This window comes from Streptomyces sp. NPDC055962 (genome assembly GCF_042270185.1).
Lineage (GTDB): Bacteria > Actinomycetota > Actinomycetes > Streptomycetales > Streptomycetaceae > Streptomyces.
On the sequence record NZ_JBHJYN010000012.1, the window covers coordinates 26982 to 52934 of the forward strand.

The 25953-nt window shown below is 72.1% G+C and carries 12 protein-coding genes; 4 read left to right on the forward strand and 8 right to left on the reverse strand.

The window, feature by feature from the left end; genetic code table 11:
• Window positions 1–123 precede the first annotated feature (123 nt).
• The 8 genes from ACFC51_RS28055 to ACFC51_RS28090 form a co-directional block, all read right to left on the reverse strand.
• The gene (locus tag ACFC51_RS28055) at window positions 124–1827 is read right to left on the reverse strand and encodes an ABC transporter ATP-binding protein (RefSeq protein ID WP_376531499.1); all 1704 of its coding nucleotides are present in this window, start codon (window positions 1825–1827) and stop codon (window positions 124–126) included.
• Window positions 1811–12712: an amino acid adenylation domain-containing protein gene (locus ACFC51_RS28060; protein ID WP_376531501.1), complete on the reverse strand. Its 10902-nt coding sequence runs from the start codon at window positions 12710–12712 to the stop codon at window positions 1811–1813. Before ACFC51_RS28060 ends, ACFC51_RS28055 begins: the two co-directional genes overlap by 17 nt.
• 58 nt (window positions 12713–12770) lie before the next feature.
• The gene (locus ACFC51_RS28065) at window positions 12771–14558 is read right to left on the reverse strand and encodes an ABC transporter ATP-binding protein (RefSeq protein ID WP_376368888.1); all 1788 of its coding nucleotides are present in this window, start codon (window positions 14556–14558) and stop codon (window positions 12771–12773) included.
• A gap of 43 nt (window positions 14559–14601) precedes the next feature.
• Window positions 14602–15657, reverse strand: a complete 1056-nt coding sequence (locus tag ACFC51_RS28070) for an iron-siderophore ABC transporter substrate-binding protein (RefSeq protein WP_376368889.1) — start codon at window positions 15655–15657, stop codon at window positions 14602–14604.
• Window positions 15658–15772: 115 nt separating this feature from the next.
• Complete coding sequence (locus ACFC51_RS28075) at window positions 15773–16612, reverse strand: ABC transporter ATP-binding protein (RefSeq protein WP_376531503.1); 840 nt, start codon at window positions 16610–16612, stop codon at window positions 15773–15775.
• Window positions 16613–16654: 42 nt separating this feature from the next.
• Complete coding sequence (locus ACFC51_RS28080; RefSeq protein ID WP_376368891.1) at window positions 16655–17716, reverse strand: FecCD family ABC transporter permease; 1062 nt, start codon at window positions 17714–17716, stop codon at window positions 16655–16657.
• Window positions 17713–18771 (reverse strand): FecCD family ABC transporter permease, encoded by a 1059-nt coding sequence (locus tag ACFC51_RS28085; protein ID WP_376368892.1) that lies wholly within the window; start codon window positions 18769–18771, stop codon window positions 17713–17715. Before ACFC51_RS28085 ends, ACFC51_RS28080 begins: the two co-directional genes overlap by 4 nt.
• Before the next feature lie 117 nt (window positions 18772–18888).
• The gene (locus ACFC51_RS28090; RefSeq protein ID WP_376368893.1) at window positions 18889–20247 is read right to left on the reverse strand and encodes a lysine N(6)-hydroxylase/L-ornithine N(5)-oxygenase family protein; all 1359 of its coding nucleotides are present in this window, start codon (window positions 20245–20247) and stop codon (window positions 18889–18891) included.
• Between the two features lie 252 nt (window positions 20248–20499).
• Between ACFC51_RS28090 and ACFC51_RS28095 the strand changes: the two genes are divergently transcribed.
• From ACFC51_RS28095 to ACFC51_RS28110, 4 genes are all read left to right on the forward strand, one after another.
• The gene (locus tag ACFC51_RS28095; RefSeq protein WP_376531505.1) at window positions 20500–21447 is read left to right on the forward strand and encodes a methionyl-tRNA formyltransferase; all 948 of its coding nucleotides are present in this window, start codon (window positions 20500–20502) and stop codon (window positions 21445–21447) included.
• 499 nt (window positions 21448–21946) lie between these two features.
• Complete coding sequence (locus ACFC51_RS28100) at window positions 21947–22846, forward strand: ABC transporter ATP-binding protein (RefSeq protein ID WP_376368895.1); 900 nt, start codon at window positions 21947–21949, stop codon at window positions 22844–22846.
• Window positions 22843–23823, forward strand: coding sequence for an ABC transporter substrate-binding protein (locus ACFC51_RS28105; RefSeq protein ID WP_376531507.1), 981 nt, complete (start codon window positions 22843–22845; stop codon window positions 23821–23823). The genes ACFC51_RS28100 and ACFC51_RS28105 overlap by 4 nt, the downstream gene beginning before the upstream one ends.
• 6 nt (window positions 23824–23829) lie before the next feature.
• Window positions 23830–25896: an iron ABC transporter permease gene (locus ACFC51_RS28110; RefSeq protein WP_376531509.1), complete on the forward strand. Its 2067-nt coding sequence runs from the start codon at window positions 23830–23832 to the stop codon at window positions 25894–25896.
• Window positions 25897–25953: the final 57 nt, after the last annotated feature.

The window sequence follows — 25953 nt, forward strand, 5'->3', positions numbered from 1 at the left end:
CCTGCCCGCCCCGCCCGGGGGGGGGGGCCCCCCGCCCGGCGCGGGCCGGGCGCGGGGCGGCGCCCCGGGCGGGCCCCCCCCCCCCCGGGGGGGCCCCCCCCCGCCGGGGCCCCCCCCGACCGGTCACCGCGCCACGGCCCGGCAGTAGTCCTCGTCGGTGGCGAGGAGACGGCGATGCGTGTCCTCGGCGGTGACCACCCCTTCGTCCACGACGAGGACACGGTCCGCCGCGTCCAGCAGGGCGGGGCTGCTGGTGAGCACGACGGTGGTGCGGCCCTTGCGCAGCTTCGCGATGTTCCGCGCGATGAGCTGTTCCGTGACCGCGTCGACCGCCGTGGTCGGGTCGTGGAGGACGAGGACCTCCGAGTCCGCGGCGAGGGCACGGGCCAGGGACAGCCGCTGGCGCTGCCCCCCGGAGAGGTTGGCGCCCCGGTCGCGCACCCCGTGGTCGAGTCCCTCACGGTGGAGAGCGACGACATCGGTCAGCAGCGACGCCTCCACGGCCTCGTCGACCATCCGGCTGGTGCCCGACGGATCGATGTTCGTGCGGAGGCTGCCCTCGAAGATCTCCCCGTCGTACGGGTTCACCAGCATGTGCGCGCGCAGCGCCTCCACCGACAGGTCCGCGATCTCCCGCCCGCCGATCCGCACCGCTCCCCCGTACGCCCGGGGTGGCACGTGTGCGCCCAGGACCGATGCGAGATCGGCCGCCGAGCGCGGCCGGTAGGAGGCGATCGCCACGAACTCCCCTGCGCGCACCTGGAACTTGAGTGCCTGAAGGGTGCCGTACCGGAGGCAGTCGACCTCCAGGTCCCCGCCCGCCTCGGGGCGCTCCTGGCCCGGGTCCGTGAGGGGCGGTGCGGAGAGCACCAGCGCCATCCGGTCGGCCGAAGCGCGCGCCATCATCACGTATTTCGGCATCTCCGAGAACATCTTCAGCGGTTCCATGATGAACTGCGCGAGCCCGACCGCCATGACGAGCTCGCCGATGGTGATCCGGTCCGCGTACGCCAGCACGCCCGCCGTCAGTGTCACCGCTGCGGCGAGCACGGTGTTGAGGGCGAGCGCCGTGCCCGCGTACACGCCGTTCACCCGGGCGACGGTGACCGCCTGGTGGCGTGCCTCCGTACTGACCTTCCGGTACGACACGAACGCCGCGTGGTTGCCGCCGAAGCCGTGCAGCGGGCGCAGGCCGGTGATCAGGTCGGCGACCTTGGCCCCAGCCCGTGCCACTCTGGCCTGCTGTTCACGGGTACCGGATCCGATCCGCCGGGACATCACGCTGAGCACCGACAGGATCGCCACGGTGCCCACGATCACCAGCAGGCCGAGACGGATGTCGGCGAGACCCAGCGCGACCGAGGCGACCACGACCGCGACCAGTGAGCTGACGAGCAGCGGCACCACCTCGACGATGTCGGCCGTCTGGTCGGCGTCCTCGGTGGCGATGGTGAGCACCTCGCCGGACTTCAGGTCGACGTCCCTGGCCACCGGCTGGAGCCCGCAGGCCGCCACACGCACCCTCCAGCGGTGCGCCTCGGTCGTGTTGGCCTTCTGCAGGACCCGCATCCCGAACCGCCACGACAGCGAGACCGTCGTGATGATCACGGCCAGCGCGGCGATCGACAGGCCCAGCGAACCGAGGCTCCGGTCCCGCATCGTGTGTTCCACGATCAGGCCGAGCGCGATGGGGAAGGCCGTCTCTCCCGCCTGGTAGAGGCCCATGAGGACCGTGCCCCGGACCACCGCGCCGGCGTTGCGGCGCAGGGCGGTCCGGAGGATGTCGGCCCCCGGGCGGGGCCTTCGCACGTCAGGTGTTGTCTTCAAGGTGGCGCGCAATCGCTTCCGGGGTTCGAAGGGTGAGCAGATCACGGATGGTGATCACAGGACCGTACTCCCGGCGGAGCAGCCCGGTCAGCCGCACCGCCAGCATGGAGTGTCCGCCGAGGGAGACGAAGTCGCTCACCGCGCTGACCTCGTCGTCGTCGAGGTCCAGCGCCTCGGCGAAGAACTCGCAGACCACGGACTCCGTCTCCGTCCCGGGTCCGCGCTCGTTCCCGGTGGTGAGCACCCCGAGCGGCTTGGCCTCCGGCAGCGCCTTGGTGTCGGCCTTGCCGTTCACGGTGAGCGGGATGCTGTCGACCTGGGCGTAGTGCGTCGGGCGGAGGAAGTCCGGCAGCGCCGTCCCGACCTCGGCGGCTACCGCCGCCAGGTCCGCGCCGTCCAGCACGAGGTAGGCGGCCAGCCGGTGCGATCCGTCGACCTGCGGGTCCGGCTGGGCGACCGCGGCCGCGAACCGTACGGCGGGGTGGGCCGCGAACGCCGCCTCGACCTCGCCGAGTTCGACGCGGTGTCCGCGGATCTTGACCTGCTGGTCGGTGCGGCCGAGGTACATCAGGTTGCCGTCGGGCCGCCGGACGACCAGGTCGCCGGTGCGGTACATCCTTGCGCCGGGTTCGCCGAAGGGGCACGCGACGAAGCGGTCCGCGGTCTGGGCCGGCTGCCCGAGGTAGCCCCGGGCGATGCCGATGCCCGCCACGTACAGCTCGCCGGGGACACCGTCCGGGAGGGGGCGCAGCCACGGATCCAGGACGTACACGTCGGTGTTGTCGATCGCCACGCCCACCACCGGGTCCTGGCACTCGAAGGTGCCGACGCCGAGGGTGTTGATGGTGTACTCGGTGGGCCCGTACAGGTTGTACCCGGCCGTCCCCTCTGTCCCCGCGAGCCGCTGCCACAGGGTCGGGGTGACGGCCTCGCCGCCGAGCAGGACCAGCGCGGGCCGTCGCCCGGGGTCGTCGAGCAGTCCTTCTGCGACCAGTTGCTGCGCGTAGGTCGGGGTCACGTTGATGACGTCGATCCCGTGCTCCAGGCAGTAGTCGACCAGCCGGGGCGCGTCGCGGCGCAGTTCCTCGTCGCAGATGTGCACCTCGTGGCCGTCGGCGAGCCACAGCAGCTCCTCCCACGACATGTCGAACGCGAACGACACGGTGTGCGCGATCCTGAAGATCCGGTGCCCGTGTTCGGCCAGCACCGGTTCGAAGATCCGGCGCTGATGGTTGATCAGCATGTTGGTGAGCCCGGCGTACTCGGTCACCACGCCCTTGGGCCTGCCGGTCGATCCGGAGGTGTAGATGGTGTAGGCGGGGTGCCGCAGGCGGTGCGGGGCGTCCGGCGCGAAGGTGACGACCGGCTCGGCCGCGGGCAGGGGCCGGTCGAGCTCGATGAGGTCGCCGGTCAGCCGGGGCGACACGGCGCTCACCGTGAGGATCACGTCCGGGCGTGCCGCGTCGAGGATCGCCGCGATCCGCTCGTCCGGGTGGTCCAGTTCCAGCGGCACGTAAGCGGCCCCGGTGCGCAGTACGGCGAAGAGGGCCACGATCGAGTCGAGGGAGCGCGGGATCGCGAGGCCCACGGTCGTCTCCGGGCCGATGCCCCGCCGGACGAGTGCACCGGCCACGGCCCGGCTGCGGTCCCTGAGCTGGGCGAAGGTCATCGTCGCGCCGTCGGCGACGAGGGCGGTCCGCTCCGGTGCCCGGCCTGCCGCCACGTCGAAGCGGTCGACGACGGTGTCCGTGCCGATGTCCGTACGTCCGCCGGGTCCGGGGGCGGTGCCGAGGCCGGGCAGCGCGCCGACCGGGCCGGTGGAGCGGGCGAGGTCGCCGAGCACGCTCAGGTAGTCGTCGAGGAGGCGGCGGGCTTTCCCTGAGTCGTCGTCGCGGTGCTCCAGCTTCACAGTGAGCCGGTCGCCGGGGGTGACGACCCAGGTGTACGGGTAGTGCGTCGAGTCGTCGGCCTGGACCGCGGTGATGCCGTGGCCGGCGTTCATCTCGGCGAACGCGTCGAGGTCGAGGAAGTTCTGGAGGACGAAGAGGTTGTCGAAGAGGGTGTCGTGGCCGCTGGCCCGCTGGATCTCGCCGAGCCCCAGGTGCTCGTGGTCCATCGCCTCGACCCGGGCCGCCTGGACGGCGGCGAGGTACTCCCGGGCCGTGGCCTCGGGCCGTACCCGTGTCCACATGGGCACGGTGTTGAGCAGCACACCGACGATGCCGGCCAGGTCCTCGCCCTCCCGGCCGGAGACGGTCACGCCGAACACGGCGTCGCTCCGTCCCGTGTGCGCGCCCAGCAGGAGTCCGAACGCACCCGTCAGCACCGTGTTCAGGGTGACACCGTGTGCCTTGGCCGTCTCCCTCAGGAGATCCGACAGCTCGGCGGACAGGGTGTGCACGAGCGCACGCGGCAGCTCGTCCGTGAGGGACGGCTGCGGTCCGGCGAGGAGCGTCGGGCCGGTGAGGCCGGCCAGGTGCTCCGCCCAGAAGCGTTCCGATACGGCGGGGTCCCTGGCGTCGAGCCTGCGGGCGTACTCCTCGAAGGCCGGTGAGGCCGGGGCCGCGTCCGGTGTCCCGCCCCCGAGGACGGTCCGGTAGGCGTCGAAGAGGTCGCGCAGCACGATCTCGCGGGACCAGCCGTCCCACAGGAGCAGGTGGTAGCTGAGCAGCAGGCCGTCGCCTCCGCCGGGGAGACGGACGAGGGTCAGCCGGATCAGCGGCGGCTCGCCGGGGTCGAATCCCGTGTCGCGGTCTTCGGCGCGCAGTGCCTCGACGTCCGCGTCCGTCCGCAGACGGACCGTACGGACACCGACCCGCCTGCCGGCCTTCAGGACCTGGACGGGGTTGCCGTCGTCGTCGGTGGTGAAGCCGGCGCCCACGACCGGGTGCCGTGCGATGACGTGGGTCATCGCCTCGGACAGCGCGTCGGCGTCCAGGCGCCGGTCGAAGGTGAAGTAGCTCTGCGCGACGTAGTGTCCGGCGGTGCCGGCCATCTGGGCCTGGAAGTACAGGCCCCGTTGGAGCGGGGTGACCGGTGCGGTGCGCTCGGCCGTGGAGGAGGCGTCCGCAATGTGTTCGAGCGCCCTGAGCCAGTGTCCGGTCACCTCGTCGGGGATGCCGTCGGCGAGCGTGAACGCCGCGTGCAGACTGCCGGTGGGTTCGTCGATCCACGCGTTGACCTCGACGGCGTACGCGGCGCCCTGCTCCCCTCCGGTGATGTGCAGCGCCTGGGACTCGCTGCCCCGTCCGAGGTAGTTGAACAGCACCTGCGGGCGGGCCGTCAGCAGCGGTGCCGTCTGCGGGTCGAGATACCTGAGCCGGCCGTAGGCGACGTGCCCGTGTTCGTCGGGCTGCCGGTCGGCGACCTCGCGGGCCGCGGCGACGGGGTCGGTGTGCGCGGTGAGGCGCACCGGGGCGATGGAGGTGAACCAGCCGACCGTGCGGGTGTAGTCGTGGTGCTCCCGCGCCGGGACCCGGCCGTGCCGCTCCAGCTCGACGGCGAGATCGGTGGGCGACGCCTGGACGTGGGTCAGGGCCGCCCGGAGCGCGCCGCAGAGCAGTTCGGTGAGGCCGATGCCGAGCGCGGCGGGCGCCATGCGTGTCACCCGGTCGCTCACCTCGGGGGCGAGCACGACCGTGGTCTCGCGCGGCCTCCCGGCCACGGGCAGGAGCGCGGGGGCTTGGAGCGTGGTGATCCAGTGGCCGAGGTCGTCGGTCCCGCCCGCGGGCGTGAGGTTCAGGGCTTCGGCGTACTCGGCGTAGGACGTGGTCGGCGGGGGCAGCGTCCCGCCTCGGAGGGCGGTGGCGAGGTCGTCCAGCAGGACCAGCCAGGACACGGAGTCGACGGCCAGGTGGTGCACGGTGACGACCAGGGTCCGGCCGGCCTCCAGCCAGGAGAACGCGATGACGTCGCCGCACTCGGGGTCGAGGCGTCCGGCGGCCTCGTTCGCCGCGGTCGTCGCGTCGGTGTCCGCCGGCACGACGGTGACCGCGCGGGAGGGCTCGGTGCCGAGGTTCCACACCCCGTGCCGTACGAGCAGGCGCAGCCGGAGCGCCGGGTGCGCCGCCACGACGGCCTGCGCCGCACGCTCCACGTCGGCGAGCCCGGTGCCCTCGGGTGCCACCAGCGACCTGGCCTGGGCGAACCGGGCGAGTGAGCCGCCCAGTTCGCGCTGGCGCAGGATGATCGGTGTGGGCATGAGCGGGCCGTCCTCGCGGGGGGCGGGGGCGGGCGCCGCGGCCCGGGGCGCCGCCGCGCCGAGGTGCTCGGCGAGCGCGCGGGGCGTCCTGAGGAGGAACACGTCCCGCGGGGCGATCTGCAGACCGAGCGCTCTGGCCCGGTTGATGACGGTGATGGCGACGATGCTGTCGCCTCCGGCCGAGAAGAAGTCGGTGTCGCCGTCCACGTCGGGCGTGCCGGGCAGCGCTCCGGCGAAGATCCCGACCAGCTCCGCGAGCACGGAACCGCTCGCGGCGACCGGCGGCGTCCCCTCCTGCGCGGCGCGCTCGGTCAGGGCCTTGCGGTCCAGCTTGCCGTTGACCGTGAGCGGCAGCACGTCCGCCGTCAGCACCCGGCCGGGCACCATGTGCACGGGCAGCTTCGCGGACAGGAGGCCGGTGAGGTCGTCCGGCGCCCGGCCCACGACGTGCGCGACGAGGTGGTCGCCGCCGTCCGCGACGGTCACCGCCACGTCGGTCACGCCGTCGAGCTCACGGATGGCGGTCTCCACCTCCCCGAGCTCGATGCGGAACCCCTTGAGCTGCACCTGGTCGTCGGCGCGGCCGGCGAACTGCAGCTCGCCGTCGAGCGTGCGGCGGGCGAGGTCGCCCGTGTGGTACATCCGGGAGCCGTCGCCGGCGAACGGGTCCGCCACGAACCGGCCCGCGGTCAGCCCCGGCCTGCCCAGATAGCCGAGCGACACCTGGGCACCGGCGACGTAGATCGCACCGACCCTGCCGGGCGGGACGGGGCGCAGCCGGTCGTCGAGCAGATAGGTGGTCAGGCCGGGGACGGGACCGCCGATGGGGCTGACGTCGGCGGTGAAGTCCTCGTCGGTGAGCACCCGGTGGGTGACGTGGACGGTGGTCTCGGTGATGCCGTACATGTTGACCAGTTCCGGCGAGCCGGTGCCGTGCCGCTCGGTCCAGCCGCGGAGCCGGGACAGGTCCAGCGCCTCGCCCCCGAAGATGATCCGGCGCAGCGCGGGAAGCGGCTCGCCGGCGTGCCGGTCGGCCTCGATGAACCGGTAGAAGGCCGAAGGGGTCTGGTTGAGCACGGTCACCCCGCGCTCACGGACCAGCCGGTGGAAGTCCACCGGGGAGCGGGTCAGTGCGTACTCCGGGACCAGGAGCTCTCCGCCGTGCACCAGGGCGCCCCACAGCTCCCAGACCGCGAAGTCGAAGGAGTACGAGTGGAACTGGACCCACACGTCGTCCGGGCCGAAGTCCATGCAGGGCCGGGTGTGGGCGAGCAGTGTCACCACGCTGGAGTGGGGGACGACGACGCCCTTGGGCCTGCCCGTCGATCCGGACGTGTAGATCACGTAGGCGGGGTCGTGCCAGCCGGCTCCGGCGTGCGCCGCCGTCGGGGCGGCCTCCTGCGGCAGCTCCTCCCCCAGCACCAGCATGCCCGGATGCGCCCCTCCCGCCCTGTTCAGCAGTGCCGCGAAACGGTCCCGCTGCGCACGGTCGACGAGCACGACCTGCGGTGCGGCGTCGGCCAGGACGTACTCCAGCCGTTCGTCGGGGTAGGCCAGGTCGAGGGGTACGTACGCCCCGCCCGCGGTGACGATCGCCAGAAGGGCGACGACCTGCTCCGGGGAACGCGGTACGGCGACGGCGACGCGTCTGCCCGGTGCGACGCCGGCCGCGCGCAGTGCCGCCGCCAGCTCGTCCTTCGCGTCGGCCAGCTCGCCGTAGGTCAGGGACCGGGTACCGCCGTCGAGAGCGCAGTGGGTGACGGCCGTCGCCTGCGGGGCTCGGGCCGCCGCGGCGTCGAACAGTGCGCTCAGGGAGGTCGGGGCGATCGGTGCGGGAGGCCGGGTCTCGTCGTGGCCCAGCTCCTCCACGCGGGTGTCCGGGCGGGTGAGCAGCCCGGTGAGCGTCCGGCTGAACGTGTCCAGGATCGCCCGGGCGCCGGTCTCCCGCAGCAGGGCGCAGTCGTAGACGAGGTTGAAGCGCGGGCGGCCGTCGGGGGTGCGTTCCACGACCAGGGTCAGCGGGTAGTGAGGGGCGCCCTCGTTGACGATGCCGGTGACGGCCAGCTCGTCGCCGGGCTGCCGCAGGGCCTCCAGGTCGGTCGCGACGTCGAAGACCACCAGGGTGTCGAAGAGGGAGCCGCCGCCTGCCTGTCTGCCCGTCGCCGCCAGGGAGACGTGCTGGTGCGCCAGCACGGCGCTCTGGTGCTCCCGCACGGAGGCGAGGAGGTCGCCCGCCGTGGTGGTGGTGTCCCAGCGTGCCCTGAGGGGGATCGTGTTGATGAAGAGGCCGACCATGTCCTCGATGCCGGGCACGTCCGCGTCGCGGCCGGAGACCGTGGAGCCGAACACCACGTCACCGCTGTGCAGGATCCCTCCCAGCGTCACCGCCCAGGCACTGTGCACCGCCACGCTCAGCGGCACGCCCGCCGACCGGGCGGCCGCCTCGATGTCGGTCTCCGGGTCCACCGCTGTGTCGTCGAACCTGTCGGACGGGGTGTGGCCGTCGGCGACCAGGGAGGGGCCGGACAGACCGGCGAGCTGCTCGCGCCAGACGCGGTCGCTCTCCCCGCCGTCGAGTCCGGCGAGCCGGTGCACGTAGTCGGGGAAGCCGCCGCGCGGGTAGAGGGTGCCCGGCGCGTGGTACTCGGTGAGCAGGGTACGGAGCATGGGCGGCACCGACCAGCCGTCCGCGATGATGTGGTGCACGGTCTGCACCAGGACGTTCCTGCCGGCCCCGCCGCGGATGAGCGTGTACCGCATGAGCGGGCCCGTGGCCAGGTCGAACCCGGCGCGACGGTCACGCTCGGCGTGGTCGCGGATCTCGGCGTCGCCGATACCCGGGCGGTCCAGCGTGGTGAAGGGAGCCACCACTCCGCTCTCCAGCACGGAGACGACGCGTCCGTCGGCGAGGGCGGTGAAGCGGGCGGCGAGATTCGGGTACAGGGTGAGCAGCCGGGTGGCCGCGGCCGCGAGCCTGCCGGCGTCCACCTCGCCCTCCAGCGTGAGCAGTTGCTGCTCGACATAGCTGCCCGACGAGTCGTCGTCGAAGACCGAGTGGAAGTAGAGGCCCTCCTGCAACGGGGTCAGGGGCAGGATGTCACGGAGCTCCGGTCCGTCCAGGGCGTCGACATCGGCCTGGGTGAGGGCCACCAGGGGGAAGTCACCGGGCGAGTGGCCGCCCCGGTCGAGGGCGGCGAGGCCGGTCAGGGCCTCCTGGAGGTAGGCGCCGATGACCGCGGTGTCCGCGTCGGCGAACACTCCCTCGGGCCAGGAGAGGGTGGTGGTCAGCTCGTACGCGCCGCTCGACGCGGGTTCGGCGACGGCGTTGAACTCCAGGACGCGCGGCAGCCGCATCCCCGGGTCACGCTTCTCACCCAGTTGTCCGGTGGCGCCGGCGAACTCCCAGTCCCCGGAGGTGCCCGAGTCGAAGCGGCCGAGGTAGTTGAACAGCACCTGGGGCGCCGGGGTCTCCAGCCCGGCGTCGGTCAGATACCGCAGGGCTCCGTAGGAGAGGCCGTTGCCCGGCACACGTCCGAGATCGTCCTTGACCGCCTTGAGGGCGGCGGCCAGGTACTTCGGTGAGGTGGGGTCGGCCGCCGCGCCCGGGTCCACGACCACCGGGAAGAGAGTGGTGAACCAGCCCACGGTCCGGGACAGTTCCGGCTCGAAGCCGGCGCTCCCGGCAACGAACCGTCCTTCGCGGCCGTGTCCTTCGAGTTCGATGTGCGCGAAGGTCTGGTCCTGGCCGAGGTCACGGCGCCACCGGGCCAGGGCGACGGTGAGCGCGGTCACCAGCACGTCGTTGACGCCCGCGTGGAACAGGCCGGGGATCTCCCCCAGCAGCGCGGCCGTGGCCTCGGGTCCCACCCGGACGACGTGGGTCCGCTCCCCGGCCACGGTGTCGGTGTCCGTCAGGGCGCGTCGGCCCAGGGGCAGGTCCGTGCCCGGCAGCGGACGCTCCCAGGCCGCGCGGTCCGCCTCGAACCCGGCTCCCTCCAGCAGCTGGGTCCAGCGCCGGAACGACGTCCCGACCGGGGGGAGTTCGATCCCCGCTCCGGAGGTGAGACCGCTCCACGCGGTGGCCAGGTCCTCCATGAGGATCCGCCAGGACACACCGTCGATCACCACGTGGTGGGCGACCAGGACCAGTTGCCGCGCCTCGCGGCGCCAGACGGCCCGCAGCATGACGCCGTTGGCCGGGTCGAGCCCCTCCGTGGCGTGCGCGACGCAGGCGTCCAGCGGGAGGTCGCTCTCCTGCCACCGGGCGGCGCTCCCGCCGCTCCGGTCCGCCTCCGGGATGTCGAAGCTCCAGCGCTCGCCGCGCACCAGGGCGGCCCGCAGCATGTCGTGCCGCCCCACCACGGCGGTGAGGATCTGGTCCAGGGCTTCCGCGGTCAGCTCCGCGGGGGTGTTCAGGACGACCGACTGCACGAAGCCGTCGATCGCGTCCGTGGTCTCGCCGAGCCACTGCACGACGGGCGAGCCCACGACGGTGCCGGTCGCCTCGTCGCCGTGTTCCGTGACCGAGGCGTCCTCGCGGCTCACGACCGCCGCCAGGGCGCCGACCACGCTGTGGGTGAAGATCTGCCGTGCCGTGACGTAGAGACCGGCCCCGCGGAGCGCACCGAGCAGGGAGATGGCCAGGATGCTGTCCCCGCCGAGCCGGAAGAAGTCCTGGTCGACACCGACCTCGTCCAGGCGCAGCACGCTCGCGACGGCGTCGCAGACCAGGCGTTCCTCGTCGGTGGTGGGCTGGACGAGGGAACCGGTCCCGACGCGGGGTTCCGGGAGCGCGGCCCGGTCGATCTTGCCGTTCGCGGTGAGGGGGAACTCCTGCAGCGCGACGATGTGGGTGGGCACCATGTACTCCACCATGTGCGCCTCGGCCCATGCCCTGACGTCGTCGCCGTGCAGCTCCTCGCTGCCGGCGGCCGGGATGACGTAGCCCACCAGGTAGGTGCCGCCCGCCGTGTTCTTCTTCGCGACGACGCAGGTGTGGCGTACCCCGGGGTGCTCGGCGAGGCCGATCTCCACGTCCTCGATCTCCAGCCGCATGCCGCGGATCTTGATCTGGTTGTCGGCCCGGCCGAGGAAGTCCAGCGTCCCGTCCGGGGCGAAGCGCGCGAGGTCGCCGGTCCTGTACAGCCGGGAGCCGTCCCCCGCGAACGGGTTCGCGACGAACCGGGACGCGGTGAGCCCGGCGGCGTTGACGTATCCGCGCCCCAGGAGGAACCCTCCGACGTACAGCTCGCCGCCGACCCCGACGGGCACCGGGCGCAGCTCGTCGTCGAGGACGTACAGCTGGGTGTTGGGGTTCGCCCTGCCTATGGACGTCGACAGGCGCTCCGCCTCGCCCCGGTAGATGACGTGCGAGACGCCGATCGTCGTCTCCGCGGGGCCGTAGCCGTGGTAGAGGGGGATGTCGAGCCGGGTGCGGAAGCGTTCGTACAGTTCGGAGGTCAGCACCTCCCCGCCGCACCACACGTGGCGCAGGCTGTCGAGCCGCCCGGAGTCTCCCGCCATCTCCAGCAGCACGTCCAGCATGGACGACACCAGGTAGGTGAAGGTCACGCGCTGCTCGGCCAGCACGCCCAGGAGGTGCTGGGGGTCGCGTTCGCCGCCGGGGCGCAGGACGACCAGCCTGCCCCCGCGCACCAGCGGCAGGAAGATCTCGTTGATGGAGATGTCGAAGGACAGCGGCGCCTTGAAGAGTGACGCGTCGTCGTCGCCGAAGCCGAGGATCTCCTCGGACTGCCACAGCAGGCGCTCGCTGATCGCCTCGTGCCGGATCATGGCGCCCTTGGGCCGGCCGGTCGATCCGGACGTGAAGATCACGTACGCCAGGGCGGCGCCGGGCACGTCGATGTCGGGCCCCTCCGCGGGGCAGGAGCCGTGGCGCCAGTCGGAGAGGTCGACGGCGACGGCCTCCGGCTCCCCGTCGCGCCCCCGGCCCGAGTCGTCGAGCTGCAGGACGACCCGGGCGTCCTCGATGACGACGGCGCGGCGCGCGGCCGGCCACTGCGGGTCGAGGGGCACGAACGCACAGCCGGCCTGGAGCACCCCGAGGAGCCCGATCACCATGTCGGCCGAACGTCCGAGGGAGATGCCCACGACCTGTTCGGCGGTGAGGCCGCGTGCGATGAGGTGATGGGCCAGCTGGGCGGAGAGCTCGGCGGCCTGACGGTAGGTCAGCGTACGATGCTCGTCGACGATCGCGACGGCGTCCGGCCTCCTGCGGACCTGCTCGCGGAACATCTCCACGATCGTCGGGCGGATCCGCTCGGCGTCGGTGTCGTTCCACTCGGCCAGGGTCCGTGCCCTGGCCGCCGCTCCGGTCGGGCCGATGGTGCCGACCGGCCGGTCCGGGAAGTCCGCCAGGTCGTCCAGGGCGAGCTGCGCCTCGGCCGGCTCGATGCCGTCCGGGGTGGTGATGCTCCTGCCGTCGGCGCCCGTCTCCCAGCCGGCGGGTGCCGCACCCCCGTTGTCGGCCCAGCGGAGGACGTCGGCGAACAGGGTGGCGGGGGTCAGGTCGATGCCGTCGGGGCTGCGGCCCGTCGCCCAGTACGACAGTCCGATGGCGCACGCCCCGGTGAGCGTCCGGTCCGCGTAGTCGCCGGTCCGCCTGCGCAGGCCGTCCAGGCTCGTGGGGGAAAGCCGCACGAGGGGAGCAGTCTGATCCGTCATCGAAGACCCATGTCCTTCCAGCGTAGTGAGAGTGGGACCGACCTCGCCCCGGATGTGCCTAACTGCCCTCGCGCCAGGCCCGCCACAGTCGTGCGTACTGCCCGCCGAGAGCCACCAGCTCCTCGTGCGTTCCCTGTTCCACGACGCGCCCCGCGTCCAGCACGGCGATCCGGTCCGCGGCCATCGCCTGGGTCAGCCGGTGCGCCACGAACAGCGTGGTCCGCCCGGCGCACGCGGCCTGTACGGACCGCTCCAGCTCGGCGGCGCCCTCGCTGCCCGCTTCGGCGGTCGACTCGTCGAGCACGACCACCGGGGCCCGGTTCAGCACCAGCCGGGCCAGGGCGATCTGGGCGACCTTGGTGACGTCCAGGCGTTCGCCGCCCTCGCCGACCGGGGTGGCCGGCCCGTCGGGGAGCGCTTCGACCCAGCCGGCGGCGCCGACCGTGCGCAGCGCGTCGTCCAGTTCGGCGTCGGTCGCGCGGGGCGCGGCCAGCCGCAGGTCGTCGGCGAGCGGCCCGGAGAACACGTGCGTCTCCTGCGTCAGGATGCTCACCAGGGCCCGCGCGCCCGCCTCGTCCATGTCCGCGAGGTCGTGCGGCCCGATGCGCACGGATCCGGCATCGGGACTCCCGATGCCCGCGATCAGCGCGGCCAGTGTCGACTTGCCCGCGCCGGTCGCCCCCACCAGGGCGAGCGAACCGCCCGCCGGGATCGTCAGGTCGACGTCCCGCAGGACGGGATCCTCGGCTCCCGGATAGCGGAAGGTCAGCCCCTCGACCGTCACGGCGTACGGCACGGCGTCCGCGGCCGCCACGGAGGTGTCGCCCACCAGGCGGTCCTCCGCAGACTCCCCCAGCACCCCGACGAGCCGCGTGAGGCTGGCGCCCGACTTCTGCGCCTCGTCGAAGGTGAACATGATCGCGCCGAGCGGGGTGAACAGGCGGTGGAACATGAGAGGCGCCGCAGACACCTCACCCAGGCTCGCGGCACCGTTTTCCAGGAGGACGTAGCCGACCACCAGAATCAGGACCAGCCCGATGAACTCGGCCCGGTTCTCCCTGCCGACGAACCGGCCGAAGATACGGAAGACCTCGATGCCGAACTCGCGCACGCGCCAGGACCGTTCGGTGACCTTCTCGCGGAAGGCGGCCTCCAGACGGTACGCCCGGACGGTGTCAATCCCGTTCAGTCCGCTGATCAACGCCTGGGCGCGCTCGGCCTGGGCCGCCCGCTGGCGCCGGTAGAGCGGCGCCGACCTGGGGAGGTACCAGCGCAGGGCCAGCGCATAGGCGGGCAGCGCGCCGGCGCCCGCCAGGCCGAGCCTCCAGTCGAGTCCGAACATGCCGACCGTGGCGATGGCCACCAGCACACCCGCCGAGAACACGGTGGGGATGGCCGTGCGGATGCCCCGGGAGAGCACGGCCACGTCGTCGCCGACCCGGGACAGCACGTCTCCCCGGCCGACCTGTTCGATCCGAGCGCTCGGCATCCCCAGCACCGCCCGGACCGCGGATTCCCGCAGCCGGGCCAGGAGATCCGCGCCCAGCCGTCCGATCAGGTAGGTCGAGACCGCGGTGGCCGCCGCGCCGAACAGCGCGGCGGCTCCCATCAGGATGCCGATCGTGACCAGGACCGAGCGGTCGTCGCCCTGGACCACACCGTCGACCACCTGGCCGAGCAGGAGGACGGGGAGCACCTGGAGCGCCGCCCCGGCCACCGTGGTGAGTACGGTGGCCGAGGTCAGCCAGGGCAGTTCTCGGCAGCGCGCGGCGACCCAGCGGGTGGACTCGCCTCCGGCCGCCGTGCGCAGGGCGGCCGGGGCGACTCGGGTGTCGGTGGTGCTCACGCAGGTGCCAGGGCGTGCCGGTGGCGGAGCAGGGCTGCCCGCGTCACTGGTCGACCGACTTGACGAGCTCGTCGATCGCGTACGGCAGGGACAGCAGGGTGCCCTGGGACATGGCGGCGCCCACCGCCGGGCCCTCGCTGTCCAGGAGGTAGGACACCTTGCCCGCCTTGACCGCGGGCAGGTTCGCGAAGAGTTCGAACTTCTTCAGCGCGTCCTGGTCGGCCTTGTCGTTGATGACGAAGATGCGGTCGACGTCGATCAGGTCGATGCGCTCGGGCGAGAGCTGGGTGTAGAACTTGTCGCCCGCGATCTTGTCGATCTCCGTGTTGCCCTGGAAGCCGATGCCCGTCACCAGGCGTCCGCGTACGTCGGTGGTGGTGAACGGTGCCACCTTGCCCTCGTACCAGGACAGCGGGACGGCGGTCTGGTCCGCGAACTCCGGGTGCGCCTCCTTCGCGGCATCGAGCTTGTCCTGGATGCCCTTGACCAGCGCGGCGCCCTCGTCCTCCTTGCCGAGCGCCTTGGCGATGTGGACGGCGTTGTCCTGCCACGGCGCGCTGAAGAGTTCCTTCTCGGCCTTGGTGCGGCCCACGGTCGGGGCGATCTTCGAGAGCTTGTCGTAGGCGGCCTGGTCGACCTCGGAGTAGACGGCGATGATCAGATCCGGCCGCAGGGCCGCGATCTTCTCGTAGTTGGGGCCCGTGTCACCGTTGCTCATGATGACTTCCGGCTCGGCGTCGCCCCACTTGTCCTTCACCCAGGGCCACTGGGTGTTGATGTCGGGGGACGTCCCGGCCGGGTTCGGGTACTGGTCGACCATGCCGACGGGCTTGGTGCCGAGTGCCAGGACCGCCTGGTCGTCGGTGTAGCCCACGGTGACGACCCGTTCGGGAGCCTTGGTGATCTTCGTGGATCCGAAGGCGTGCTCCACGGTGACCGGGAACGCGCCGGCCTCGGCGGCCGGGGCCTTGTCGCTCGTCCCTTCGTCCGCGGGGTCGGAGCTGCATCCCGCGAGGAGGCCGACGCCGAGGGTCACGGCGGAGAGGGTCGCCGCCAGCCGCCGCCGCGGCTTCACAAACGTCGATCTGTGGAAGAGCATCCGTCAATCCCCTGCTTTCACGCTGTCGGCTACGCCCGTGGAAGGGCAGCCAAACCTTATCCATGCGGAGTGAGGTTAGCCTAGCCTAACTCTTGCTATTTCCTTTGGGAAACCATCAGTTGAGACGCACATGGGTGCGCCCGATGGGCACGATGAGGGGACGGTCGCCCACCGGGTCCTCGATCACCTTGGCCCGCAGCCCGAACGCCTCCTCCAGCAGCTCCGCCGTGACGACGTCGCGCGGGTGGCCCTGCGCCAGGATCGCCCCCTCCCGCATGACGACGAGGTTGTCGCTGTACCGGGTCGCCAGGTTGAGGTCGTGCAGCACCATCACCACGGTGCGCCCCGCCTCGTGCAGGTCGTCCACGAGGTCGAGGACGTCGATCGCGTGGGCGAGGTCCAGATACGTCGTCGGCTCGTCCAGCAGGAGCAGGTCGGTGCCCTGGGCCAGCGTCATCGATATCCAGACGCGCTGGCGCTGCCCGCCGGACAGGGAGTCGACCGGCCTGTCCGCCAGGTCCGACACCCCTGTCATGGCCAGTGCGCGCTCCACGACGGCGGCGTCGTCCGACGACCACTGCCGCAGCCAGCTCTGGTGGGGATGCCGTCCCCGGGCGACCAGATCGGCGACCGTCAGCCCCTCCGGGGCGACCGGGCCCTGCGGGAGGAGACCGAGCTTCCTGGCCACCTCCCTCGTCCTGAGCGCAGCGATGTCCTCGCCGTCCAGCACGACCGCTCCCGCGGTCGGCTTGAGCAGCCGCGTCAGCGTCCGCAACAGGGTCGACTTCCCGCATCCGTTGGGGCCGATGATCGTGGTGATCAGCCCCGACGGGACGGTCACGTCGAGACCGTCGATGACGGTCCGGCCCCCGTAGCCGACCGAGACGCCCCGGGCGGCCAGCCGAGGGACGTCCTGGACCGCGGGATCGGTCTCGGTGATGTGCTGAACGCCCACAGGTCCCCCCGGTTGTCCGGTTCGTACGGTCTCTTCGGTCATCTATCTGAGGTTCGCCCGCACCAGCAGGTATACAAGGAAGGGCCCCCCGATCGCCGCGGTGACCACGCCGACCGGGAGGGTGACGGGCAGCGCCGAGCGCGCGACCAGGTCCGCACCGATCAGCAGCAGCGCACCCACCAGCCCCGAGGCCACCAGGGGCGGGGTCGGACAGCGGGCCAGCCGCATGGCCACCTGCGGTGCGACCAGCGCCACGAAGGGGACGGGGCCCGCCGCGCTCACGGCCGCGGCGGCCAGCAGCACCGCGCAGAGCAGGAGGACGGCCCGCACCCGAGTGAAGCGGACGCCCAGGCCCGCGGCGACGTCGTCACCGAGGTGCATCGGCTTGAACTGGAACGCGGCGCCCGTCACGACCGCCACGAGGACCAGCGTGCACCAGAACACCACCCGGACCTCGTCCCACGAACGGTTGTCCAGCGAACCCACCAGCCAGGCCTGGGCCCTCGCCACATCCCTGATGTCCGCCGTGGCCAGGAGCCAGGTCGTAACGGCCTCCGCCATCGCGGTCACCGATATCCCGATGAGGATGAGCCGGAAACCGTCGATCCCGCGCCGCCACGCCAGGAAGTACACGAGCAGCCCCGTGCCGAGGCCGCCGGCGAGCGCCGCGGCCGAGAGGCCCACGGAGCTGACGACGGCTGCGGCGGTCCCGCCCGACACCGTCACCAGGAACACCGCGACAGCGGTGGCTCCTCCGGTGATCCCGAGGATGTCCGGGCTGGCCAGCGGATTGCGCGCCACGGACTGGGTGATGCCCCCGGAGACGCCCAGGGCGATGCCCACGAGGAGCCCGGCCAGCGCCCTCGGCATCCGCAGATCCATGACCACGAACTCGTCGACCTGCTCGCCCCGCCCCAGGATCGTGGCGATCACCCGGTCCAGGCCGAGCGGGAAGTCCCCGACGGAGATGGACAGGCAGAACACCAGGAAGGTGGCCGCCGCCAGCAGCAGCGTGACGCAGACGATCCAGGGCCGCCAGACGAAGGACATCTGCCCGACCCGTACTCCGGGGGTCACGGGTCGCTTCACCTCTGTCGCGTTCATGCGCTCCTGAACTTTCCTCGCCACACGAGCACCGCGAAGAACGGGGCACCGAGAAGGGCCACGACGACGCCCGCGTCCAGTTCGCCCGGACGCACCACCAGGCGGCCCACGATGTCGCAGACCAGGAGGACCACGGCTCCGAGAAGTCCCGCGTACGGCACGAGCCAGCGGTAGTCCGGCCCGGTCAGATAGCGGGCGACGTGGGCCACCATCAGCCCCAGGAAGGCGATGGGGCCGCAGGCCGCCGTCGCCGCCCCCGCCAGCAGGGTGATGGCGGCGATCCCCACGGTCCGGCTCAGCGCGATGTTCACGCCCAGCCCCCGTGCCACGTCGTCACCCAGGTTGAGCAGGTTGAGGGAGGGGAGGACGGTCAGCGCCAGCACCAGCCCCGCCAGGACGAACGCGGTCACCGGCCAGATGACGTCGAAGCCGACACCGGCGACGGATCCCGCGTTCCAGAACCGCAGCACGTTCAGCGACTTCAGGTCGGACAGGGCGACGGCGGTGGTCATCGCGGCGAGGAACACCGTGACCCCCTGGCCGGCCAGGGCGAGGGTCAGGGGATTCCCCGCCCCCCTGCCCACGCTCGACAGCCCGAACACGACGACACCGGCGATGCCCGCCCCCAGGAAGGCGAACCAGACGTACTGCAAGGGGTCCGCCAGGCCGAGGAGCGCGATCACGGTCACCACGGCGAACGAGGCGCCGGAGTTCACACCCAGCAGCCCCGTGTCGGCGATGGGGTTGCGCGTGTACCCCTGGATCAGCGCACCGCCGACCCCCAGGGCCACGCCCGCCACGACCGCGAGCACCGTCCGGGGCACCCGCACCGTCTGCACGATGAGCCTGATCTCGGTGAGGTGACGGTCGGCGTCCGGCGCGGCGAACAGCCCCTGCCACACCTCGGCGGGGCTCAGGGCACGCGCACCGACGGTGAGTGAGGCGGCCACCCCGATCACCAGGATCGCCACCAGCGCACCCAGACCCATCACCCGTCTCCGACGGGCGGCTTCCGCGCCCCGGGGAGCGGGGCGCTCCACAGCAGTCGTGCTCATGTCGACGTACGTTATCCCTTTGATCTACGGGTGCCACACGGCCGGTTGGCCGGCCGCGCGGGCTCGCTCCTCCTTCTCCCCAGGTGGCGGACCCGCTCCCGGGTCCGCCAAGTGGGACTAGCCGGCCGCACCCCCGGACCGGTCGGCGACCAGCCGGGCCTCGTCGGAAGCGGCCTTGACTCCGCGGCCGAGCAGCGAGTCCAGGATCTCGCCGACCCGGATCGCGGTGTTGGACAGCAGGGCGGACGTGATGCCGTGCGTGTGCTCCGTCCCGCCCTGGAGGTAGAGCCCGCAGCGCAGTTCGGGGGCGGTCGCTATGCGGTAGTCGCGTTCGACCTGTACGCGTCCCTCCTCGTCGCGGAGGCAGTGGTCGGCGGCCTCACCGAGGAGCCCGAGCGGGTCGACGGGGCTGTAGCCGGTCGCGAACACCACGACATCGGCGTCCAGCACGCTCTCCTCCCCCGTGACCAGGGACTTCACCGTGGCGTGGACCGTGTCCGGCTTCTCCACGACGGACTCGAGCCGGGACACGTTGATGAAGCGGAGCCGCTCGGTGCCGAGGACCTTCTCCTGGTACATCTGCCGGTACAGGTCGTCGATCAGATCGATGTCCACCACGGAGTAGTTGGTGTTGCCGTGGTAGTCCATCAGCCGGCGCTTGACGTTCCCGGGCGCCGCGAAGTACTCGTCGACCGCCCCGGGGTCGAAGATCCGGTTGGCGAAGCTGCTGTCGTCGGCGGGGCTGTAGCCGTAGCGGGAGAAGACCGCGCAGACCTCGGCCTCGGGAAAGCGCCGGTGCAGGTAGGCGACGTTCTCCGCGGCACTCTGCCCGGCGCCCACGACGACGAACCGGGAGGGTGAAGTCCCTTCCAGCTCCTCGACCTTGGCCAGCAGGTCGGAGTTGTGCCAGACACGGTCGCCCCGCTCCACGCCCTCGGGCATCAGAGGGCGCAGCCCCGTCCCGATGACGACGTTCCGGGCTCGGTGGACCACGAGCCCCTCACCCGAACGGACCGTCACGTCCAGGTGGTCCACCACCCCGTCCTGCACGACCGGCGTGACACCGACGACCTCGTGGCCGTAGGAGACCATGCCGCCGACCTTGGCGGCGGCCCACTCGAAGTAGTCGTGGAACTCGACCCGCAGAGGGAACAGGTTCTTGTGGTTGATGAAGTCGACCAGCCGGCCCCTGCTCTTCAGGTAGCAGAGGAAGCTGTACTCACTGGTCGGGTTCCGCAGTGTCACCAGGTCCTTGAGGAAGGACACCTGCATGGTCGCGTCGTCGATCAGCATCCCTCGGTGCCAGCCGAAGCGCGGCTGCTGCTCGAAGAAGTGGGCGGACACCGCCTCGTTCGCGCCGGCGCCCGCGTTGTGCTCGCTGAGCGCGATCGCCATGGCCACGTTGGACGGCCCGAAGCCGATGCCGATCAGGTCGAGGACCGGTGATGCTGTGTCGCCAGGCAGGACCTGAGACATGTCACTCCCATCGTGCGGTGAAGCCGCCGAGAAATGGCGTGGGGGAAGCAGAGATGAGCGGACACACCCGGCAGGGCGGCCCGTCGCTATTTAGGTGAGCCTAAGCTCATCTCGCGAAGCTGTCGATAGCCCACAGCAAGAACGACGGAACAGCGCGTGTCCGTCAACGCGCCTCCCATGAGGCACTGTTGCACAGTAAGGTAAGCCTCGCTTTACTGTCTGTTCGTCAGTCCCTGCACCAAGGAGGAACCCATGCGGGTCGTCATGTTCGGGTACCAGACCTGGGGGCACCGAACCCTTCAAGCCCTCCTGGACTCCGAGCACGACGTGGTGCTGGTGGTGACACACCCCAGGAGCGAGCACGCGTACGAGAAGATCTGGAGCGACTCCGTCGCCGACCTCGCCGAGGCGCGTGGCGTCCCCGTGGTGATCCGGAACCGTCCCGACGACGACGAGCTGTTCGCGCGCCTCCAGGAGGCCGCCCCGGACATCATCGTGGCCAACAACTGGCGGACATGGATCCCTCCGCGCATCTTCGGGCTCCCGCGCCACGGCACGCTGAACGTCCACGACTCGCTGCTGCCGAAGTACGCCGGGTTCTCGCCCCTGATCTGGGCTCTGATCAACGGCGAGTCCGAGGTGGGCGTCACGGCGCACATGATGAACGACGAGCTCGACGCCGGCGACATCGTCGCCCAGGAGGCGGTCCCGGTCGGCCCGAAGGACACCGCGACCGACCTCTTCCACAAGACCGTCGATCTGATCGGCCCGGTCACCATCGGAGCGCTCGGCCGCATCGCCGCCGGCGAGACCGAGTTCACCCGCCAGGACCGCACCCGGGCGACGTTCTTCCACAAGCGGGCCGAGGAGGACATCCGCATCGACTGGACCTGGCCCGCGGAGGACCTCGAGCGCCTGATCCGCGCCCAGTCCGAGCCGTACCCCAGCGCCTTCACCTACCACCGGGGCAAGCGCATCGAGGTCGTCGCCGCCGTGGTCTCCGAAGGCCGTTACGGCGGGACGCCCGGACGGGTCTTCTACCGCGAGGGCGAGGGTGTGGTGATCGTGGCCGGCGCCGACGCCCGCACCGGCCGCAACCGCGGCCTCGCCATCACGCGGGTGCGCACCGAGGACGGCCGGGAGCTTCCGGCGACGGAGCACTTCACGACCATGGGCGGCTACCTGACCAGCCACCCCTGACTCCTCACGGACCACCTCCCACCCGTGCCGGCCGCACCGGTCGCCGCATCCCGCCCGCACATTCCCGTGCCGGACGCGACGGCCACCCGGGGTGGCCGGCACGGGTGCAGGCGCCGGCTCCCACGAGGCGATCCGCCCGGCCGGCCCCACGGAGCGGAGTGAGGCCCGCCGAGCGCCCCACGCGCCGTAGGTGCCTGCCGTGTGCGCGCCGGCCACATCTCTCCGGCCACGGCTCCCGGGGGGTGTCGCACCACATCGGAAGGCCGCACGCACGCAGCAACTCGGCTTTCCGCAGGCTTGCCTGACTCTTCATCAGCGCTCGCGAGCCCCGACAGCCGGACGACTCGACCACCGCCCCGCCACGACCGCCGTGCGAAGCCTGCGGGCACTCTGCGCGCGCAGGCCCCGGGCGCAGAAGGCAGGCGCCCCGCGGCGTCACCCTCTCCCATCGGGCGGGGGTGGTCACAAGCACTCATAAGGGCAGGCTAACCTAACGTCCATGAGAGCTGGTGAGAGCACTTCCAGTGCTGTGGGCACCCCTATGTCCGCTGCCGTACCACGTCCCCGTGGACACGGGCTGTCCGCCGACGGGGTCACCGTGGCGTACGGCCGCGTCGACGTCGTGCACGGAGCGGCCATCACCCTGCGGCCCGCCGAGGTGACCGCGCTCGTGGGTCCCAACGGCAGCGGGAAGTCCACGCTGTTGCGCACGCTCGCCCGGCTGCAGAGCCCTCGCACCGGATCGCTCACGGTCGACGCGGGCACGGACGAGGCCGCGGACGGCTTCGCGCTCGGGGCCCGTGAGTTCGCACGCCGCGTCGCGCTGCTGACCCAGTCCCGCTCGACGCCGGGCGGACTCACCGTCCGGGACGTGGTCGACTTCGGCCGCTACCCCTACCGGGGGCGCTGGGGCCGTCCCGATCCCCGCGGCACCGCCGCCGTGGACCGGGCGCTCGGCCTCACCGGTGTCTCCGACCTCGCCGACCGGGGCGTCGAACAGCTCTCCGGCGGTCAGCTCCAGCGCGTGTGGCTCGCGAGCTGCCTCGCGCAGGAGACGGGCGTCCTGCTCCTGGACGAACCGACCACCTACCTCGACCTCCGCTACCAGGTCGAACTCCTCGACCTGATCCGCGATCTCGCCGACGACCAGGGCATCGCCGTGGGCGTCGTCCTCCACGACCTCGACCAGGCCGCGGCCGTCGCCGACCGCGTCGCCCTGCTGCGGGCGGGACGCATCGTCGCCGACGGCCTGCCCGAGGACGTGTTCACCCCCGACCTCCTGTCCGACGTCTACGGCATCCGTATAGACGTGGGGACCGACCCCTCCACCGGCCGGCTGCGCACCCGCGCGATCGGCCGCCACCACTCCAGATCCGAAAGGCTCAGCACCTCCTCATGAGACGCCACCTCCTCGCCACGGCCACCGTCGCCGTCGCCGCCCTCTCCCTCGCCGCCTGCGGGACCACCGAGCCGTCCTCCGACGACGCCGCGGCCTCGAAGAAGCCCGCGGGGAAGATCACCCTCACCGATGCCAAGGGCACGAAGGTGACGCTCGACGGCCCCGCCACGAAGGTCGTCGCCACCGAGTGGAACGTGGTCGAGGACCTGGTCTCCCTCGGAGTCGCCCCCGTGGGCGTCGCCGACGTGAAGGGCTACACCGCGTGGAACACCGCGGCCCCGCTCACCGGTGACCCCAAGGACATCGGGACCCGCGGCGAGCCGAGCATCGACACCGTCGCCGCGCTCGCGCCCGACCTCGTGGTCGCCACCACCGACCTCGCGCCGGCCGTGGTGAAGCAGCTCCGCAAGGTCGCGCCCGTCCTGGAGCTGACGGCCGCCGACGGCGCCGACCAGATCGCCTCCATGACGGAGAGCGTCGACCTCATAGCGAAGGCCACCGGCAAGGAGGCCGAGGCGGACGCCCTCATGAAGGACTTCGAGGCAAGTCTCGCCGACGGCAGGAAGGCCCTCGAGGACGCCGGTCTCGGCGGCGCGGAGATCGCCTCCGCCGACGGTTACGAAGCGTCGAACCAGGTCTCCATCCGCGCCTACACCGGCACGTCCCTGCTCGGTGCCGTCAACGAGAAGCTCGGCCTGAAGAACGCCTGGAAGGTGAAGGGCGACGCCAGCTACGGCCTCGCCACCACCGACGTCGAAGGCCTCACCGGCCTCGGGGACGTCCAGTTCACCTATGTCGCCAACGACGCCGACGGTGACACGTTCACCGGCCCGCTCGCGAAGAACGCCGTGTGGACGTCGCTCCCCTTCGTGAAGGACGGCAACGTGCACCGGCTGCCCGACGGCGTCTGGATGTTCGGTGGTCCCCGCTCGATGGAGGCGTACATCGACTCCCTCGTCGACGCGCTGACGAAGTAGCGCGCCGTGGCCGTCATCGACAAGACCGCGGTCGGCCGTGACCGCACCGCCGCGGCCACGACGGGCGCGGTCGCCGTGACGGCCACGCTCGTGCTGCTGATCGCGGCACTCGCCGCCGTCGACATCACCCAGGGCACCGCCGACGTCGGCGCCTCGCAGGTCTGGAACGCGCTCACCGGCAACGCCGAGGCGGGGGACGCCTCCGTCGTCATCGCGTCCCGGCTGCCGAGGATGGTCGCCGCCGTCCTCGTCGGGCTGGCCCTCGGCATGGCCGGCTCCGCCCTCCAGGCGGTCAGCCGGAACGTGCTCGCCGCACCCGACACCCTCGCCGTGAACGCCGGTTCCTACCTGGCGCTCGGGGTGCTCGCCGTCACCGGGACCACCCTCCCGCTCCTCGCCTCGTCGGGCGCCGCGTTCGCCGGCGGACTGGCCGCCGCGGCCGTCGTGCTCGGACTGTCCGGGCTCGGCAAGGGCACCGTCCGGCTGGTCCTCGCGGGAACCGCCCTCGCTCTGGGGCTGAACGCCGTGACCGACGCGCTGCTGCTCCTCTTCCCGCAGCAGACCGAGGGTCTCTACCGGTGGAACCAGGGAAGCGTCGGCCAGAACGGGTTCGACGGCGTCGTCCAGATGGCCCCGGTCGTGGCCGTCGGCCTGGCCGGGCTCCTCCTGGTCGCCCGTCGCGTCGACGCCTTGGCGCTGGGTGACGACGCCGCCCGGGGACTGGGTGTCTCCGTCCGCGGGACGCGCGTCACCACCGTCGTGCTCGCCACACTGCTCTCCGCGGCGGCGGTCACACTCGCCGGCCCGATCGGCTTCGTCGGACTCTGCGCGCCCGCGCTCGTCCGCCCTCTCACCCGCCGGTTCCGGGGGCTCGTCCGCTCCCGGGTGGCCATCCCCGTGGCAGGTCTCGTCGGAGCCGCGCTCGTGCTCCTCTCCGACGTGGTGCTGCGCGCGGTCGTGCCCGCCGACACCGCCGTGGAGGTGCCCACGGGCGTCGTCACGACCGTGGTCGGTGGAGTCTTCCTCGTCGTGATGGCGCTCCGCACCCGTGACACCGCCTCGGCCGACGCGCCGGACCGCCTGCGCATCCCCGGGCGGAAGGCGTTCGCCGTCACCGTGGTCACGCTCGCCGTCGTCCTGGTGGGCGTGCTGCTCGCGGCCGTTCTGCTCGGTGACTCGAAGCTGCTGCTGGGCGATGTCGTGAACTGGGCGCAGGGCCGGGCGGGCCGGGTCGTCACCTTCGTCCTCGACACCCGGGTCCCCCGGGTGACGGCCGCGCTCCTCGCCGGTGGTGCGCTCGCCCTGTCAGGAACGCTGGTGCAGGCGGTGACCCGTAACCCGCTGGCGGAACCGGGCATCCTGGGAGTCTCCGGAGGCGCCGGTCTCGGCGCGGTCCTCCTGGTCACCACCGCGCAGTCCCCCGGCTCGTGGGAGATCGCGGGCGCGGCGTTCGGCGGGGCGGCGGTCACCGCGACGCTCGTCTTCGGACTGGCGGCGCGGGGCGGCTTCCGGCAGAACAGACTGGTCCTGCTCGGCTTCGGGGTGTCGTCCGCCGCCGCGGCCCTGATCAGCCTGGTCATCGTGCTCAGCGACCCCTTCGACACCACGAAGGCCCTGACCTGGCTGTCCGGTTCGACGTACGGGCGGAACATGCCCGACGTGGTACCCGTCGCCGTCGTCCTCGCCGTCGGCGTCGTCGTGGCGGTGACGCGCCGCCGCGAGCTCGACCTCGTCGCGCTCGACGAGGACACCCCGAGGCTCCTCGGCCTGGGGCTGCCCAGGGCACGCCTCGGCTTCCTCGTCACGTCCGTCCTGCTCGCCGCCACCGCCGTGTCGGCCGCCGGGACGATCGCCTTCGTCGGGCTCGTCGCCCCGCACGCGGCGCGCGCCCTCGTCGGACGGCGGCACGTCCGGGTGGTCCCGGTCGCCCTCCTGCTCGGAGGGCTCCTGGTCTGTCTCGCGGATCTGGCGGGGCGCACGGTGATCGCACCGGCGCAGCTCGGCGCGGGCCTGATGACCGCAGTCATCGGTGCGCCGTACTTCGTCTACCTGCTGGTGCGCACCAGGCGCTGAGACGGGCGGGCCCGCCACCGCACGTACGCCGTGGCGGGCCCCCGGACCGCTACCGTT

Coding starts and splice junctions, on each gene's coding strand:
- ACFC51_RS28090 (WP_376368893.1), bottom strand. CDS start 20,247: ATGTCTCAGGTCCTGCCTGGCGACACAGCATCACCGGTCCTCGACCTG.
- ACFC51_RS28100 (WP_376368895.1), top strand. CDS start 21,947: ATGAGAGCTGGTGAGAGCACTTCCAGTGCTGTGGGCACCCCTATGTCC.
- ACFC51_RS28095 (WP_376531505.1), top strand. CDS start 20,500: ATGCGGGTCGTCATGTTCGGGTACCAGACCTGGGGGCACCGAACCCTT.
- ACFC51_RS28085 (WP_376368892.1), bottom strand. CDS start 18,771: ATGAGCACGACTGCTGTGGAGCGCCCCGCTCCCCGGGGCGCGGAAGCC.
- ACFC51_RS28060 (WP_376531501.1), bottom strand. CDS start 12,712: ATGACGGATCAGACTGCTCCCCTCGTGCGGCTTTCCCCCACGAGCCTG.
- ACFC51_RS28070 (WP_376368889.1), bottom strand. CDS start 15,657: ATGCTCTTCCACAGATCGACGTTTGTGAAGCCGCGGCGGCGGCTGGCG.
- ACFC51_RS28105 (WP_376531507.1), top strand. CDS start 22,843: ATGAGACGCCACCTCCTCGCCACGGCCACCGTCGCCGTCGCCGCCCTC.
- ACFC51_RS28080 (WP_376368891.1), bottom strand. CDS start 17,716: ATGAACGCGACAGAGGTGAAGCGACCCGTGACCCCCGGAGTACGGGTC.